The organism is Collinsella sp. OM06-18AC (assembly GCF_003438785.1).
Classification (GTDB): domain Bacteria; phylum Actinomycetota; class Coriobacteriia; order Coriobacteriales; family Coriobacteriaceae; genus Collinsella.
The window spans coordinates 1-14,383 of record NZ_QSTX01000012.1 but is presented as its reverse complement, the minus strand read 5'-3'; the positions used below and the strand labels follow the sequence as shown (position 1 = coordinate 14,383).

15 protein-coding genes are annotated in these 14,383 nt (G+C 62.3%); 10 read left to right on the top strand and 5 right to left on the bottom strand.

The features are described 5' to 3' along the window. Positions 1 to 463 precede the first annotated feature (463 nt). Positions 464 to 649: a DUF362 domain-containing protein gene (locus tag DXB86_RS07975; RefSeq protein WP_006235216.1), complete on the top strand. Its 186-nt coding sequence runs from the start codon at positions 464 to 466 to the stop codon at positions 647 to 649. Between the two features lie 237 nt (positions 650 to 886). Here DXB86_RS07975 and DXB86_RS07970 read toward each other — a convergent pair whose 3' ends face one another. The 4 genes from DXB86_RS07970 to nadA are packed head-to-tail and all read right to left on the bottom strand — an operon-like array spanning position 887 to position 4,753. Beyond that, positions 887 to 1,432, bottom strand: a complete 546-nt coding sequence (locus tag DXB86_RS07970; protein WP_117736753.1) for a transcription repressor NadR — start codon at positions 1,430 to 1,432, stop codon at positions 887 to 889. Next, the gene (nadC, locus tag DXB86_RS07965) at positions 1,432 to 2,292 is read right to left on the bottom strand and encodes a carboxylating nicotinate-nucleotide diphosphorylase (RefSeq protein WP_117736752.1); all 861 of its coding nucleotides are present in this window, start codon (positions 2,290 to 2,292) and stop codon (positions 1,432 to 1,434) included. The genes DXB86_RS07970 and nadC overlap by 1 nt, the downstream gene beginning before the upstream one ends. 3 nt (positions 2,293 to 2,295) lie before the next feature. After that, a complete protein-coding gene (locus tag DXB86_RS07960) occupies positions 2,296 to 3,699 on the bottom strand; it encodes an L-aspartate oxidase (RefSeq protein ID WP_117736751.1) in 1,404 nt (467 codons plus the stop codon). Between the two features lie 28 nt (positions 3,700 to 3,727). Then, positions 3,728 to 4,753, bottom strand: coding sequence for a quinolinate synthase NadA (gene nadA, locus DXB86_RS07955; protein WP_117736750.1), 1,026 nt, complete (start codon positions 4,751 to 4,753; stop codon positions 3,728 to 3,730). 292 nt (positions 4,754 to 5,045) lie between these two features. Here nadA and DXB86_RS07950 point away from each other — a divergent pair, with 292 nt between their 5' ends. Together DXB86_RS07950 and DXB86_RS07945 are read left to right on the top strand one after the other, a co-directional pair. Then, positions 5,046 to 5,768, top strand: a complete 723-nt coding sequence (locus tag DXB86_RS07950) for a LytTR family DNA-binding domain-containing protein (protein ID WP_117736749.1) — start codon at positions 5,046 to 5,048, stop codon at positions 5,766 to 5,768. After that, positions 5,768 to 7,045 (top strand): GHKL domain-containing protein, encoded by a 1,278-nt coding sequence (locus tag DXB86_RS07945; protein ID WP_117736748.1) that lies wholly within the window; start codon positions 5,768 to 5,770, stop codon positions 7,043 to 7,045. Before DXB86_RS07950 ends, DXB86_RS07945 begins: the two co-directional genes overlap by 1 nt. Before the next feature lie 64 nt (positions 7,046 to 7,109). Here DXB86_RS07945 and DXB86_RS07940 read toward each other — a convergent pair whose 3' ends face one another. After that, the gene (locus DXB86_RS07940; protein ID WP_055250826.1) at positions 7,110 to 7,685 is read right to left on the bottom strand and encodes a hypothetical protein; all 576 of its coding nucleotides are present in this window, start codon (positions 7,683 to 7,685) and stop codon (positions 7,110 to 7,112) included. A gap of 136 nt (positions 7,686 to 7,821) precedes the next feature. On the opposite strand from DXB86_RS07940, the gene trxA reads away from it, so the two are divergent. The 7 genes from trxA (at position 7,822) to hypE (ending at position 14,224) form a co-directional block, all read left to right on the top strand. Continuing rightward, positions 7,822 to 8,142, top strand: a complete 321-nt coding sequence (trxA, locus tag DXB86_RS07935) for a thioredoxin (RefSeq protein ID WP_055250861.1) — start codon at positions 7,822 to 7,824, stop codon at positions 8,140 to 8,142. Positions 8,143 to 8,363: 221 nt separating this feature from the next. Continuing rightward, the gene (locus tag DXB86_RS07930; protein ID WP_006235225.1) at positions 8,364 to 8,612 is read left to right on the top strand and encodes a hypothetical protein; all 249 of its coding nucleotides are present in this window, start codon (positions 8,364 to 8,366) and stop codon (positions 8,610 to 8,612) included. Position 8,613: 1 nt separating this feature from the next. Beyond that, positions 8,614 to 9,126, top strand: coding sequence for a nickel-responsive transcriptional regulator NikR (gene nikR, locus DXB86_RS07925; protein ID WP_118205863.1), 513 nt, complete (start codon positions 8,614 to 8,616; stop codon positions 9,124 to 9,126). A 42-nt stretch (positions 9,127 to 9,168) separates the two neighbouring features. Next, positions 9,169 to 11,637 (top strand): carbamoyltransferase HypF, encoded by a 2,469-nt coding sequence (gene hypF, locus DXB86_RS07920; protein WP_117736747.1) that lies wholly within the window; start codon positions 9,169 to 9,171, stop codon positions 11,635 to 11,637. A 131-nt stretch (positions 11,638 to 11,768) separates the two neighbouring features. Then, positions 11,769 to 12,029: a HypC/HybG/HupF family hydrogenase formation chaperone gene (locus DXB86_RS07915; protein ID WP_117736746.1), complete on the top strand. Its 261-nt coding sequence runs from the start codon at positions 11,769 to 11,771 to the stop codon at positions 12,027 to 12,029. Continuing rightward, positions 12,029 to 13,141, top strand: coding sequence for a hydrogenase formation protein HypD (gene hypD / locus DXB86_RS07910; RefSeq protein ID WP_117736745.1), 1,113 nt, complete (start codon positions 12,029 to 12,031; stop codon positions 13,139 to 13,141). Before DXB86_RS07915 ends, hypD begins: the two co-directional genes overlap by 1 nt. Before the next feature lie 48 nt (positions 13,142 to 13,189). After that, positions 13,190 to 14,224, top strand: a complete 1,035-nt coding sequence (gene hypE / locus DXB86_RS07905) for a hydrogenase expression/formation protein HypE (RefSeq protein WP_117736744.1) — start codon at positions 13,190 to 13,192, stop codon at positions 14,222 to 14,224. Positions 14,225 to 14,383: the final 159 nt, after the last annotated feature.

Genomic DNA, 14,383 nt, shown 5'->3' with positions numbered 1-14,383 from the left:
GTGTATCCCCTTATGGGCCGGAATATACAAAATCTAAGTCAATTCATATAAGATTTCTTATCTCTGAGAGTTTAGGTTCTCAAATGCGCAGGTAAATGCACTGTTTGAGTTCTCGGCAGATCTATTGAGATCTATGTAGAGATGGCTGAGGTTTGGGCTTGGGAGCGCACATGGCGGCCCCGGGCTTCCCTGGGGAAAGTTCGACCCGTTTTTCGGCCAAATAATGGGATGCGGTTTCCGCAAGCACACTCAATCGCCCTTTATTTCAAGTCACCTGTAGCTAACATTTGCGCAGCTCAACGGCCTCACCTGCATGTTTTTTAGTAAGCCGTGGCATACTCGGCGAACGGTATGAAGATGCCGGTCAGAGGGTATTGCAAACGGTCGCTCCCGTGGTATGTTTTTGCCCGAATCAAACCGGCGCGCATCGCCTGTAGCGTCGGTCAACAGAGAGGAAACTACCATGGCTCATCCCGTAATTGATGCCGACGAGTGCATCGCTTGTGGCGTTTGCGTCGACTCCTGCCCCGCTGGTGTTCTGGAGCTCCAGGACGTCGCTACCGTCGCTGACGAGGATTCCTGCGTCGCCTGTGGCGCTTGCCAGGACGCTTGCCCCGCCGGCGCGATCACCGAGATCGTCGAGGAGTAACAACTCCCCCGCTTGCACACTCACAAGTACACCGTGCACAAAAAGGAGGCCTCCGCATCGCCGCGGAGGCCTCCTTTTTTGTGCGGATAACTAATTTGGCACCGTCGCAGGTTGAGCTCACGTCAGCGAAAACGCCCCTAAGCGAGCAAGGTGACGTGAAAGAGGAGGGAAGCGTACTTTGGTACGCGACCGACGATTGAACGTCAGATTGCCGCTTAGGGACGTTTGCAGCATCGGCTACGATAGATCGTCCTCGTAAGGCATTAAATCGGCAAGGTAGCCCTTCTCCTTGAGCATGGCCTCGATCTCGTCGAGGGTTTGCTCATCCTCTGCCGCAATGCGATGGAAGTGATAGCCGCTCGTCACCGTTAATAGTGGAAAGCTCTTGCCGCTCTCGATATCGTGCAGGTAGCGCTCAACATCGCGACGATTGCGAATGTCCAGGTCGGCTGTGATCTTACCGTACACGCGGTGATTGACGATCACGTTGAGCACGGCGCCGCCGGCGTCGACGATACTCGTGAGCTCATCGCCTGCCTGCTCAACGCTGTGGCGAACCTTGACCAAGCGCGTGGGCACGGCGGGGCTGCTGGGGGCCTCCTGTAGTACATAGCCGCGATTGGTGGCGACGATATCGTGCCCGTCGGCGCGCAGCAGGGCGATGTCCTGCACCACGACCTGACGGCTCACGCCCACCTCGCGGGCAAGCGCACTGCCCGAGACAGGTTCTTTGGCCCCCTCGAGCACGGCCATGATGGCACGGCGACGCTCGCGGGCATTCATTATTTACCGTCCAGCAGACGCAGGTGCTTAAGCGAGAGGTCGAGGATCGGCGCAGAGTGCGTCAGAGCGCCCGAACTAATATAGTCAACACCCAGGTCGGCCAGGGCACGAATGTTGTCGGCGTCTACGTTGCCCGAGCACTCGGTCTTGGCACGACCGGCGATAAGCTCAATCGCAGTAGCCATGTCATCGTGGGTCATGTTGTCGAACATGATGATGTCGGCACCGGCCTCCACGGCCTCGCGTACCATGTCCAGGTTCTCGCACTCAATCTCGACCGTCGCGGTAAACGACGCATGGGCGCGCGCCATCTCAATCGCGCGCGCCACGCCACCGGCGGCGTCGATGTGGTTGTCCTTGAGCATGACAGCCGTCGACAGGTTATAGCGGTGGTTGCTGCCACCGCCGATCTCGACTGCGGCCTTCTCGAAGACACGCATGCCCGGCGTGGTCTTGCGCGTGTCGACAAGCACGGTCTTGGTGCCCTCGAGCGCAGCCGCCATCCGATGCGTGTAAGTAGCGATGCCGCTCATGCGCTGCAGGTAGTTGAGCGCCACGCGCTCGCCCGAAAGCAATACGCGCGCGTCGCCGCGCACCTGGCCCACGTGGTCGCCGGCGTGCACCTCGTCGCCGTCCGCGACATCAAACAGCACCGAGCTCTGCGGATCCAGCAGCTCAAAAGTGCGAGCGAACACATCCAAGCCGGCGATGATGCCATCGGCCTTGGCGATGAGCTCAACGGTAGCGGGGCGCGCCGTAGGGCACACGCTCGCCGTACTCACGTCCTCAAACGTGATGTCCTCGCGCAGAGCCTGCAAAATCAGATCATCGACGACGAGCTTCATGGTAATGGGATTCATGGTCTACTCCTCCACGGCCTGCGTGCCGGCGGCACGGGCCAAATCATCGATTGCAAGGGTCTCGGCGCTCAGGGCGCGGTGACGTCCGTCAAGCGCGGGCTCACCGGCCTGCTCCACGGTCAGCGACTCGCCGGTGCGCATACGCCAAGCAGCGCGGCGGCCCCAAACTAGGGACTCGAGCAGGCTGTTAGAAGCCAGGCGGTTCTTGCCGTGCACGCCATTGCAGGCCGTCTCGCCGGCGGCGTAGAGCTCGGGCATCGAGGTGCGGCCGTCCTTGTCGACCCATACGCCGCCCATAAAATAGTGCTGCGTGGGTGTGACAGGGATGGGCTCGTCCAGGATGTCGCGTCCGTCCTCCAGGCAGCGCGCACGGATATTGGCAAAATGCCCGGTCACCACGTCGCGCTCGACGGGGGCAAAGCTCAGCCACTCGTGCTCGGTGCCGTCCTGCTTCATCTGCTCGCGAATAGCGGCGGCGACCACGTCGCGCGGCTGCAGTTCGTCGGTAAAGCGCTCGCCGGCGGCATTGAGCAGAATCGCGCCTTCGCCGCGGCAGCTCTCGCTAATCAGGAAGGTGCGGCCCGGCTGCGGCGAAAACAGTCCCGTGGGATGGATCTGCACGTAGTCCAGGTGCTCCATCTTAATGCCATGCTCCTGCGCGATGTAGCAGGCGTCACCGGTGAGCTGCGGGTAGTTGGTCGAATGGTCGTATACGCCGCCGATGCCGCCCGTCGCCCACAGCGTCTGGCGGGCATGGATCTTAAACGGCTCGCCGGCATGCACGCCCTCGGCGGCATTTGTCAGCTCGTCGGCAGGACGAACCGAGTTGTCCTCGTCCACGGAAACGGCGACGACGCCGGCGCACACCGTGGCGCCGTCACGCTCGCCCGTCAGGATGTCGGTCATGGCCACGTGCTCGAGAATCTGCACGTTGTCCAGCTTGCGCACGGCCTGGAGCAGCTTGGTCGTGATCTCCTTGCCTGTAATGTCGGCATGGAAGGCAATGCGCGGGCGGCTGTGCGCGCCCTCGCGGGTAAAGTTGAGGCTGCCGTCGGCCTTGCGCTCAAAGTCCACGCCCATGGCCAACAGGTCGTTGATGACCGAGCGGCTCGAGCGAATCATGATGTCGACGCTCTCGCGGCGGTTCTCGTAGTGGCCGGCGTGCATGGTGTCCTCAAAGAAGGCATCGTAGTCCGAGCCTTCGGGCAGCACGCAGATGCCGCCCTGCGCGAGCATCGAATCGCACTCGTCGACAGCGCCCTTGGAGAGCATGACCACGCGCGTGCTCGTCGGCAGGTTGAGGGCCGCGTATAGGCCCGCCACGCCGCAGCCGGCAATGACGACGTCGCACTCCATGTCGGGGTATTGCTTGGTTTCCACAGGAATCCTCTCCCTTGAATGTGGCATAAGGGACCGTCCCTCATGCCGCATTGTTCTAGCGCGCTGCGTACTCGAGCATGCGGTCGAGCGTGAGCTTGGCCTGGTCGGCGGCCTCGTCCGACACGCCGATCTGCACCTCGCCCTCGCCCGTCTCCAGGCAGCGAACGAGTTTTTCGAGCGTGATGAGATCCATGTTGACGCAGGTGGGCTGCACCGCGGGGAAGTAGAACTTCTTACCGGCGCCCTGACAGCGGCGCTCGAGCTCGTAAAGCACGCCGCGGACCGTCACGATGATGAACTCGCTCGCGTCCGACTCCTCGGCATACTTGATGATGCCGGCGGTGGAGCCGATGTAGTCGGCCTCGGCCAGGACGTCGGCCTTGCACTCAGGATGCGCCAGCACGAGCGCGTCGGGGTGGGCCTCCGTCGCGTCGACGATCTGCTCGACGGTGATGATGTGATGGCGCGGGCAGTAGCCGTTGTTGAGAATGACGTGCTTTTGCGGCACCTGCTCGGCCACGAAGCGGCCCAGGTTTTGGTCAGGGATGAACAGGATGTGCTGCTGCGGCAGCTCGGACACGATCTTGACGGCGTTGGAGCTGGTGACGCACACGTCACTCCAGCTCTTGATCTCGACCGTCGAATTGACGTAGCAGACCACGGCAAGGTCGTCACCGTACTCGGCGCGCGCCGCGTCGACCGTCTCGCGCTTGACCATGTGAGCCATGGGGCAGTCCGCGCCCGGCTCGGGCAGCAGCACGGTCTTGGTGGGGTTGAGCAGCTTGGCACTCTCGCCCATAAACTCCACGCCGCACAGCACGATAGTCTGCTGCGGCAGGCTCTTGGCGAGTTTTGCCAGGTAGAAACTGTCGCCGACGTAATCGGCAACGGCTTGGACCTCGGGCGCCACATAGTAGTGCGCCAGGATTACCGCGTCACGTTGGGCTTTTAGTTGCTGAATGGCCTCGACGAGCTCTGCGGGCACCAGTGCCGCGCGCTCCGTTGCCGTCGTTGCCGATGCTAGGCCGGCCGCGATATCGCGTGCAAGCTCCGATGCATCCATGTTCGCGCTCTGTGCCATCAAGGCCCCTCTCTTTTGGCGAATCTTGGGGCTTTAGTATGACACCTAGGTTTACAGCTGACAAGACAGCTGTAAACCTAGGTGTAAAGTTGAAATAAAGATTCAATCATGCGGCAGGTCCATTTTCGAACTGGCAAGCTGAGGATAGCCGGGCTCTCGATAGCGCAGGAGGCATCTTTCGCCACCGCAATACCGCTCGGCGCGAGTTGCGCACCGTGAGGCACGAACGGGCGCTCCCCCGCGAGTGGTCCGCGCCCAATGTGGCAAAATCGAACTACTAAGGGGGCTCAGAATGCTCAAGATTATTGCCTGCGACGATGACGTCGCTTTTCTAGATAGACTGCACCGGATGATCGACCGTTGGTCGATCGAGACGGGCACGGCGGTCGATGTTGCGCTCGTTACGCGCGGCGAGGACCTGCTGGCGCGCCATGCCGCGTCGCGCGCCGACATCATCCTGCTCGACATGATCATGCCGCTCGTCAACGGCATGGACACCGCACGCGAATTGCGCCAGGCCGACACCGCCGTGCGCCTGGTGTTCCTCACCTCGTCGCCCGAGTTTGCACTGGAGTCCTACGAGGTCCGCGCCTTCGACTATCTGCTCAAGCCCGTGACTTACGAACGCCTGGCGCAGTTACTCGACGAACTTTCGAGCATGCGCCCGGCGGCAACCGACGAGCTCGTGATCAAAACGTCCTTTGGCTACCACGCCCTGCGCCTGTCCGACATCGAATATGCCGAGGCGCGCAACAAGCACGTGGTCTTCCACCTGCGCGACGGACGCGATATCGAGGCACTCGAGTCGTTCCGCAGCGTCGAGGACCGTTTGGTGCAAAATGCCACCTTCTTTAAATGCCACCGTAGCTACCAGGTCAACTTGCGCAACATCGACCACTTCGATCGCACGGACATCGTCATGCGCTCCGGCGCGTGCATTCCGCTGTCGCGCAGCAGCAAGCAGGGGTTCCAAGACGCCTACTTTGCGGTGCGCTTCGAGGGCGGGAGACGCTGATGATCTCCTCGGTCGAAATGGTCCTTTGGGCAATCCACCACGCCACAACGCTACTCTTTGGCGTCTTTGCCTCGGCGGCGCTATGCGGTATCGAAATCAATCGACGCCATGCACTCGAGTTGGTGGGGGTCGGAGCCGCAACCGGCGCTGCCTTTTCGATCGCCAATGTCGTTGGCGGAGAGCTTTTTGCCCGTCAGGTCTATCCGCTCGTCGTGCACCTGCCGCTTACCGTCTACCTGTGTGCGCGCTACCGTCTGAGCCCGCTGCTCGCGGCATTGGGCGTCACCAGCGCCTATCTGAGCTGTCAGTTCAGCAACTGGATGGGCATCGCCGCCTTTGCCGCAACCGATTCGCAGATCGCGTACTATCTGGCGCGCATCGCGACCACGCTCGGCGTCTTTGCCGTCCTGCTGCATTGGGCCGGCGACATTGGACCCCGCCTGGCGATTAAAAGCCCCACCGAGCTGGGCATCCTATTAATCCTGCCGCTCGTCTATTACGTCTTTGACTATGCCACCAACGTCTACACCACGCTGTTCCACTCGGGCTCGGTGGTGACGGTTGAGCTTTTGGCATTTGCGCTCTGTGCCTTCTATCTTATGTTTCTTGCCGTTTACCTGCGCGAATACGAAGAAAAGGAAACCGCCGAGCGAGAGCGTTGGATGCTCGAAACCCGCGACAGCGCCGCCATCAAAGAGCTCGAGGCTTGGCGTCAATCTGGGCGCGAGCTGTCGATTCTTCGCCACGATATGCGCCACTTCCTACGCGGCCTGGCGGCTTTAATTGAGGAGGGCCACACCGACGAGGCGCTCAAACGCATCGACGAACTCTGCGAAGCCGGTGACCGCACCGCCGTACGCCGCTTCTGCGCCAACGAGACCGTAAACATCGCGCTTTCGTCATTCAACTCAGATATCAATAGAAACGGCATTACCGCCAACCTGCGCGCCGCCGTACCCGAAACCGTCCACGTAGGTGACGCCGACCTGTTTAGCGTGCTCTCAAATGCCTTGGAAAACGCTATCACCGCCGCAAGCGCCGCACCCCAAGGAAAGCGATTCGTCGACCTTGACCTGCGACTTGAGGACGGCCAGCTGTTGCTGTTAGTTTCCAACACGTTTGACCGCGCGCCGCGCATGGTCGACGGCATGCCCGTGACCCGGCATGCGGGCCACGGCTTTGGAACCAAGAGCATCAAACTTGCCGTGGAGCGCATGAACGGCAACTGCCAGTTCCGCATTAACGGCGATCGGTTTGAGCTGCGCGCTGTGATGTAGAAGTACGGCGCCGATCTCGCGGCGCGCCTCGCCCGCCAGGCAATCGCTCGCCGGTGCCGATCCGCTACAGTGGAGCGACCGCCGGGGTCAGCTGCTTGATGTAGGCCCACATGCGCTGCTTGGCCGCTTTGTCGGTCAGCGCCGCCTCAAAGCCATCGAGCGCGAGCACGCGGCGGCCCTGCACATGGGCGACCAGGCCGGGCTTGAGCATGGCGGTGTCGAAGTCATCAATCGCCACGAGCATATCGGCGTAGGTTTCGCGCATGACATCGGCCGCGCTGTTATCGAGCAGCAGCACCGCCTCGGGATCCAGAGCCTCAAGCGCCTCGCGGAACAGCTCGCACGGCAGAGTCTCGCCCACCGCGACCGCTCCGTCACCTGTGCCGGCGACGCTTGCCAGCACGCAAAAATCCTCGGGCGCGTAGCCGATGGCCCCAAGCGCCTTGCGCAGCGCAGCACCGTCCGGACCGGCAGCCAGCTCGCCGCCCGAACGCTCGGCCTCGTCCAAATCGCCTTTGACCAGCACGATCGGCGAGCACGCGTTACCCACGATGCGCACGCCACGGACCGCAAGCGATGTGAGCTCCTGCTCGGCCGCCTGGGCGATGGCTTCTTTTTTCTGGCTTTGTGACGTGGACATGCGCTCTCCAATCGTTTGCGTGCCCACCATTATATAAAAGAGCTGCCCGCGAGTGGTTGCTTTGCGGGCGGCTGGGTATAAGCACGGTCGTACTGAGTTTTACGCGGCCGAGCCGCGTCGTATTATGGAGGTCACCATGGCTGACATTAAGCAGATTACCCCCGAGAACTTCGATTCCATCGTTAACGACAGCCTGCCCGTGCTGGTCGATTTTTGGGCGCCCTGGTGCGGGCCCTGCCGATCGCTCTCGCCCATCGTGGACGAGGTAGCCGATGAGCTGGCGGGCAAGCTTGCCGTTGCCAAATGCAACGTCGACGACAACCAGGACCTGGCCATGAAGTATGGCGTCATGAGCATCCCCACGCTGATTGTGTTTAAGAACGGCGAGGAGATTGACCGCTCGGTTGGCGCTCTGCCCAAGGCGAGGCTGCAGGCGCTGCTGGAGAAGCATCTGTAATACGCTTGTTACTTGCCCGCCGTCCATGAGCGGTTTTGCACCGCTCGCCGGACTGCCGGGTGCGGCGCGTGCGACCATGGATAGTATGGTAGTTACAAACAGCCCCCAGTGAACGGGTGCGAGTCGCACAGACTCGCACCCGTTTTCTTATGCAGCGGCGCGCAGAGCGGGCGTAGTAAAATCTGAATCACTGGATTACCGTCCACACAAGGAGATTTCCCATGCATGATGTTGGAATGAACATGAGCCAGCTTGCCATGAGCGTCAAGCAGGTCGACGACACCATCGAGCTCGCTCACGAGTGGAGCCATCAGTTGCTGCATGCGACCGAGAATTTTGACATGGAGCGCATCGGCGCCAAGCTCGAGGCAGCCATGGCCGCGCTGCACGAGGCCCACGACGCACTCGAGGGCTACGAAGAGGCCATCGAGGCCGACCACAACTCCGTCGGCTCCGTGAAGCTGGTGTAACGTGGCCGAACACGAGCACGGCTGCGGGTACGAGCACGAGCATCCGCACGGGGCGGACGGTGACGCAGGCTGCCACTGTAGTGGCTCCGGCTCCGAGCTGGTCCGCTTTTCGGTTACCGCACCGGACGACCTGCTGCGCCGTTTTGACGAACAGATCGCGCGCCGCGGCGACGTGGCCAACCGCTCCGAGGCCGTGCGCGACCTGATTCGCGCCTCGATCGCCAAGGAGCAGATGCGCACGCCCGATGAGCATGTTATCGGGTCGCTCACCATGATCTACGACCACCATACCGGCGACCTGACGCGCCGTCTGGACGAAGTGCAGCACGACTACACCGACGAAATCGTATCGACCATGCACGTGCATCTGGATCACCACAACTGCTTAGAGATTCTGGCGCTCAAGGGTCGCGGCGAGCGCGTCTACGAGCTGGCCGACCGTCTGCTGGGCCTGCGCGGCGTTAAGCACGGCGAGCTCACGTGCGCCGCCACCAAGCAGAGCCTGGGACTGTAGCGCACCTGTCCCTATTTGGTCGGTTTTGATGAGGGGTGTCGCATGCGACATGTGCATATTCATGTAACGGGCATTGTGCAGGGCGTTGGCATGCGGCCGTTTGTGTATCGCGAGGCCATGGCGCATGGCATTTGCGGATGGGTGCTCAACGCGGGCGACGGCGTGCATATCGAGGCGCACGCTCCGGCCGATGCGCTCGATGCTTTTGTTGCCGCGCTTTCTGAGCATGCGCCTGCGGCAGCCCGCGTAGAGTATGTCGAGGTTGTGGACCTGGCAGCCCACGGTTGGGATACCGCCAATGAACAGGGTTTTCGCATCGTAGCATCGCAGGACCAGACCGCGCACACGACGCTCGTCTCGCCCGATATCGCCACCTGCGATGATTGTCTGCGCGAGTTGTTCGACCCCGCCGATCGGCGCTATCACTACCCTTTTATCAACTGTACCAACTGCGGACCGCGCTTTACCATCATCCGGTCGCTGCCTTATGACCGAGCGGCCACGTCGATGAATTGTTTTCCTATGTGTCCTGAGTGTGCCGCGGAGTATGCCGACCCACTCGACCGGCGTTTTCACGCGCAGCCCGATGCCTGCTTTGATTGCGGGCCGCATATCATGTGGCGCGAAGCGAGCGTGGGCGATGAGCCGGGCGAAGCCGCCGCGTTGCCGGCCGTCGGCACCACGCGCGAGACCAGCGACGCCATTATCGACCGCTGTGTTGAGCTGCTGGCCGGTGGCGGTATCGTCGCCATCAAGGGTCTGGGCGGATTTCACTTGGCATGCGACGCTTCCAACGAGCAGGCGGTAGCCGAGCTTCGCCGCCGCAAACGCCGCAGCAACAAACCGCTTGCCGTTATGGTACGCGACCTTGCCGACGCTGAACGCCTGTGCCATGTCAACGACGTTGCACGCGGCTTGCTGGCCGGCAGCATTCGCCCCATTGTGCTGCTGCGCCGACGTGCTGCTTGCGAGAGCGGCGGCTCCCCCGACGCCCTCGCGCTCGCGCCGTCCGTCGCGCACGACCTTCCAGAGCTCGGTATTATGCTCCCCTACACCCCGCTTCAGCATCTGTTGCTTGCCGCGGCAGAAGCCCGCGGTATGCACGCGCTCGTCATGACCAGCGGAAACCTGAGCGAAGAGCCCATCGAGACCGATGACGATCTTGCCTGGGAGCGCCTCGTTGCCGCCGGCATTGCCGACGCGCTGCTCGGCAACGACCGCGCGATTCTCTCGCGCTACGACGACTCCGTGGTGCGCGTGGTCGACGGCGCCGTTATGCCTGTGCGTCGCGCGCGCGGATATGCGCCGCAGCCGTTAGCGCTGCCGGCGCTCGACGGCACTGCACCCTGCGTGCTCGCCTGCGGCCCACAACAAAAGGCCACGATCGCGCTCACGCGTGAAGGGACGAACGGCGAGGCAACCTGTTTTGTGTCGCAGCATATCGGCGGTGTTGAAAACGGCGGGACCTTCGATGCCTGGAACGCCGCGCGCACACGCTTGGAAGATCTCTTTGACTTGGCGCCCGCCGCCTTGGTCTGCGATTTGCACCCCAGCTATCTATCGAGCCAGTGGGCGCGCGAGCAGGCACGGGAGCACAATCTGCCACTTATCGAAGTCCAGCACCATCATGCGCACATCGCGAGCGTGATGGCAGAAGCGATTGTTGCAGGCCAGCTTGCGCCCGAGGCGCGCGCCCTCGGCATTGCCTTCGATGGCACGGGTGCCGGCACCGATGGCACCATATGGGGCGGCGAGTTTCTTGTCGCTGGCCTTGCTGACTTTGAGCGCGCAGCGCATCTGCGCACTTGGGCCCTACCCGGTGGCGTAGCGTCCGTACGCGATGCCCGCCGCAACGCCTTTGCCCTGCTCAGTGAGCTCGGCCTGCTCGAGCACCCAGGTGCCGCTCGGCTTTTGGACAGCCTCGACGAGCAAACGCGCCGCGTGACAGCCACCATGATCGAGCGCGGCATCAACAGCCCGCGTACCAGCAGCATGGGGCGTCTCTTTGATACCGCGGCAGCAATTCTGGGCATCTGCGACAAGGCAACCTACGAGGGCGAACCCGCCATAGAACTCGAAGCCGCCGCCTGGCGCGCGTTCAGCAGTGAAAGTGCCTGCCCCGCCGGCAATATGGCCAGCTTTTCCGTAACCGAATCATCCCGTCCGGACGACTGCCATGTTCTGAACTCCAGACCGCTTTTTGAGGCGCTTTTGGAGGGAATCAGGGCCGGCGCTGCGGCCTACAGGCTAGCGCTCGACTTCCATATCGCCATCGCGCGCTCTTCGGCACGAATTGCACGCGAAATCTGCGCGCGCGAAGGCATCGATACCGTCGCGCTCTCGGGCGGCGTGTTCATGAACCGACTTTTGCTTCAGCTCCTCACCCGCGAGCTTAAAGACGCAGGCCTTACGGTCTTGGTTCCCCAAACCGTACCCGCCAACGACGGCTGCATCGCCTACGGTCAGGCCGCCATCGCTCGCGCTCGCCTCGCGCAGACGGCGTTGCGATAGGCTGTTTTGCCAGCCTGCGCGCCGCCGTCTCACAGGTGTAACGCGTTTGCTCGTGACTCCCGCGAGCGCTACCATCAATTGATGGGTAATTAGGCGCCTATCCAGCGCAAAACGTATAAAAGGGGAACATTATGTGCCTTGCCGTTCCCGGTAAAGTGGTCAAACGCGACGACGACCTTAAGGCGACCGTCGACATGATGGGCATCGAGCGCCCCGTTTCGCTGCGCCTCGTGCCGACGGCACAGGTAGGCGACTATATTCTCGTGCACGCCGGCTTTGGCATTCAGATCGTCGACGAGCAGGAAGCCCAAGAGACACTCGAACTCGTCAATACCATGGCCGAGCTGGCCGAAGAGGACCAGCTCGCCACCAACCCGGCCGAGGCATACTAGTGGCGGCGGCGCAGCCGGTTCGCTCCGGTATCGACTTTTCGGCATTTCGCGACCCCAAGCTGGCTCGCGAGCTCATTGATCGTATTCACGAGCTTGTCGGCAACCGCAGCATCAACCTTATGGAAGTCTGCGGTACGCATACCGTGAGCATTGGCCGCTATGGCTTTCGCTCCATTATGCCGGCGGGACTCAAGCTGCTAAGCGGCCCAGGTTGCCCCGTCTGCGTTACCGCCAATCGCGATATCGACCATGCAATCGCGCTCGCCAACATAGACGGCGCCATCATCACCACCTTTGGCGACATGATGCGCGTGCCCGGATCGTCCACCTCGCTCGCCGCGCAAAAGGCAGCAGGGTGCGACATTCGCATCGTCTACTCCCCGCTCGACGCACTCGACATCGCTGAGCAAAACCCCGACCGCCCGGTCATCTTTATGGGTGTGGGCTTTGAGACCACCACGCCCACCATCGCCGCCGCCATCCTGGAGGCAGATGCACGCGGGCTGCAGAACTTCTCGGTCTACTGCGCCCATAAGACCACGCCGCCGGCGCTGCGCGCCATCGCCAACGATCCCGAGACCACTATCGACGGCTTTATCCTGCCGGGCCACGTCGCCACCATCACGGGCTTAGCCCCCTTTGGCTTTTTGGTCGACGAGTTTAAGACCCCAGGCGTGGTAACGGGATTTGAGCCGGTCGACATCTTGCAGGGTATCTACATGCTGATCCAGATGGTTGTCGAGAACAGGCCGGCGATCGACAACGCCTACCGCCGTGGCGTCAACGCAGACGGCAACCCCGTGGCGCGCCAGCTGGTCGAGCAGGTATTTGAGCCGTGCGATACCACATGGCGCGGGCTGGGGCCAATCGCCGACTCGGGACTCGCCATTCGTCCCGAATTCTCGCGCTTTGATGCCCGCACCCGCTTTGACGTGCCCATCGAGCCGACGGTCGAGCCACACGGATGCCGCTGCGGCGACGTGCTGCGCGGAGCCATTACGCCGAGCTACTGCCCTCTGTTCGGCCACGCTTGTACACCCGAGCATCCCGTCGGCCCCTGCATGGTGAGCTCCGAAGGTAGCTGCGCGGCGTACTACCGCTACCACGACTAGCCCAGACGCACCCGCACACCGGCACCACCCTCGATTGGAGTTTTCGATATGTCCCATAGCGTTACCGATAGCACTGTCCTGTTGGGCCACGGCTCCGGCGGCCAGATGATGAAGCGCATTATCGATGAGGTCTTTTTGGATGCTTTTGGGTCGCCCGAGCTGCTTGCGGGCAACGATGCCGGTGTCGCCGCGCTGCCCGCAAGCGGGCGAATCGCCATGTCAACCGACAGCTTTGTGGTAACGCCGCAGTTCTTCCCCGGCGGCAATATCGGCCGACTCGCCGTATGCGGAACCGTCAACGACGTCGCGACCTCGGGCGCTAACGTGCGCTACCTCTCATGCGGCTTTATCCTCGAAGAGGGCTATCCCATGGACAAGCTGCGCCAGATTGTGCAGACCATGGCCGAAACGGCGCGCGAGGCGGGCGTGTCCATAATCACCGGCGACACCAAGGTGGTCGAGCGTGGCGGTGCCGACGGCGTCTACATCAATACCGCCGGCGTGGGCGAAGTGCCCGCGGGCGTAACGCTCAGCGGTGCGAACTGTCGGCCCGGCGACGCCATCCTGGTATCGGGTACGCTAGGCGACCACGGCATCGCCATCATGAGCCAGCGCGAGGGCTTGGCGTTTTCGAGCGACATCGAAAGCGATGCTGCGCCGCTCAATCATCTGATTGCCGACGTGCTCGCCGCCGCCCCCGACACCCGCTGCTTCCGCGACCCCACGCGCGGCGGCCTGGCATCCACGCTCAACGAGTTTGCCCAGGCCAGCGGCGTTGCCATGGAGATCGACGAGGATGCCGTGCCCGTGCGCCCCGACGTGCAGGCGGCATGTGAGATGCTCGGCTACGATGTGCTGCAGGTAGCAAACGAGGGCAAGATGGTCGCCGTCGTGCCGGCCGAGCAGGCCGATGCCGCACTGGCAGCTATGCGCGCCGCGCGCTACGGCGAAAACGCCGCGATTATCGGTCGCGTGCTGCCGCTTGCCGAGGACACCCGTCCCGCCGTACGCGTGCGCACCGGCTGGGGATCGACCCGCATCCTCGACATGCTCGTGGGAGAGCAGCTGCCTAGGATTTGCTAGCGGCTGCTCTGCAAGCTGCCCAGCATCCGGCCACAATCGGCCCGCCCATTTTCACTGGGACGTTGCCCCACTCAAACTGCGGGGAGATGGAAGGGCCCTCCTGCCGAGCTAATGAACTGCCTCCCATTTCTTGGACATGAGAAATGGGAGGCTTTCTTT

Excerpts from the sequence above, each read along its gene's own strand:
- hypE (WP_117736744.1), top strand. The coding sequence starts at position 13,190 with ATGTCCCATAGCGTTACCGATAGCACTGTCCTGTTGGGCCACGGCTCC.
- DXB86_RS07930 (WP_006235225.1), top strand. The coding sequence starts at position 8,364 with ATGCATGATGTTGGAATGAACATGAGCCAGCTTGCCATGAGCGTCAAG.
- nadC (WP_117736752.1), bottom strand. The coding sequence starts at position 2,292 with ATGAATCCCATTACCATGAAGCTCGTCGTCGATGATCTGATTTTGCAG.
- hypF (WP_117736747.1), top strand. The coding sequence starts at position 9,169 with ATGCGACATGTGCATATTCATGTAACGGGCATTGTGCAGGGCGTTGGC.
- DXB86_RS07945 (WP_117736748.1), top strand. The coding sequence starts at position 5,768 with ATGATCTCCTCGGTCGAAATGGTCCTTTGGGCAATCCACCACGCCACA.
- DXB86_RS07960 (WP_117736751.1), bottom strand. The coding sequence starts at position 3,699 with ATGCCACATTCAAGGGAGAGGATTCCTGTGGAAACCAAGCAATACCCC.
- trxA (WP_055250861.1), top strand. The coding sequence starts at position 7,822 with ATGGCTGACATTAAGCAGATTACCCCCGAGAACTTCGATTCCATCGTT.
- DXB86_RS07950 (WP_117736749.1), top strand. The coding sequence starts at position 5,046 with ATGCTCAAGATTATTGCCTGCGACGATGACGTCGCTTTTCTAGATAGA.
- DXB86_RS07970 (WP_117736753.1), bottom strand. The coding sequence starts at position 1,432 with ATGAATGCCCGCGAGCGTCGCCGTGCCATCATGGCCGTGCTCGAGGGG.
- nadA (WP_117736750.1), bottom strand. The coding sequence starts at position 4,753 with ATGGCACAGAGCGCGAACATGGATGCATCGGAGCTTGCACGCGATATC.
- DXB86_RS07915 (WP_117736746.1), top strand. The coding sequence starts at position 11,769 with ATGTGCCTTGCCGTTCCCGGTAAAGTGGTCAAACGCGACGACGACCTT.
- DXB86_RS07940 (WP_055250826.1), bottom strand. The coding sequence starts at position 7,685 with ATGTCCACGTCACAAAGCCAGAAAAAAGAAGCCATCGCCCAGGCGGCC.
- DXB86_RS07975 (WP_006235216.1), top strand. The coding sequence starts at position 464 with ATGGCTCATCCCGTAATTGATGCCGACGAGTGCATCGCTTGTGGCGTT.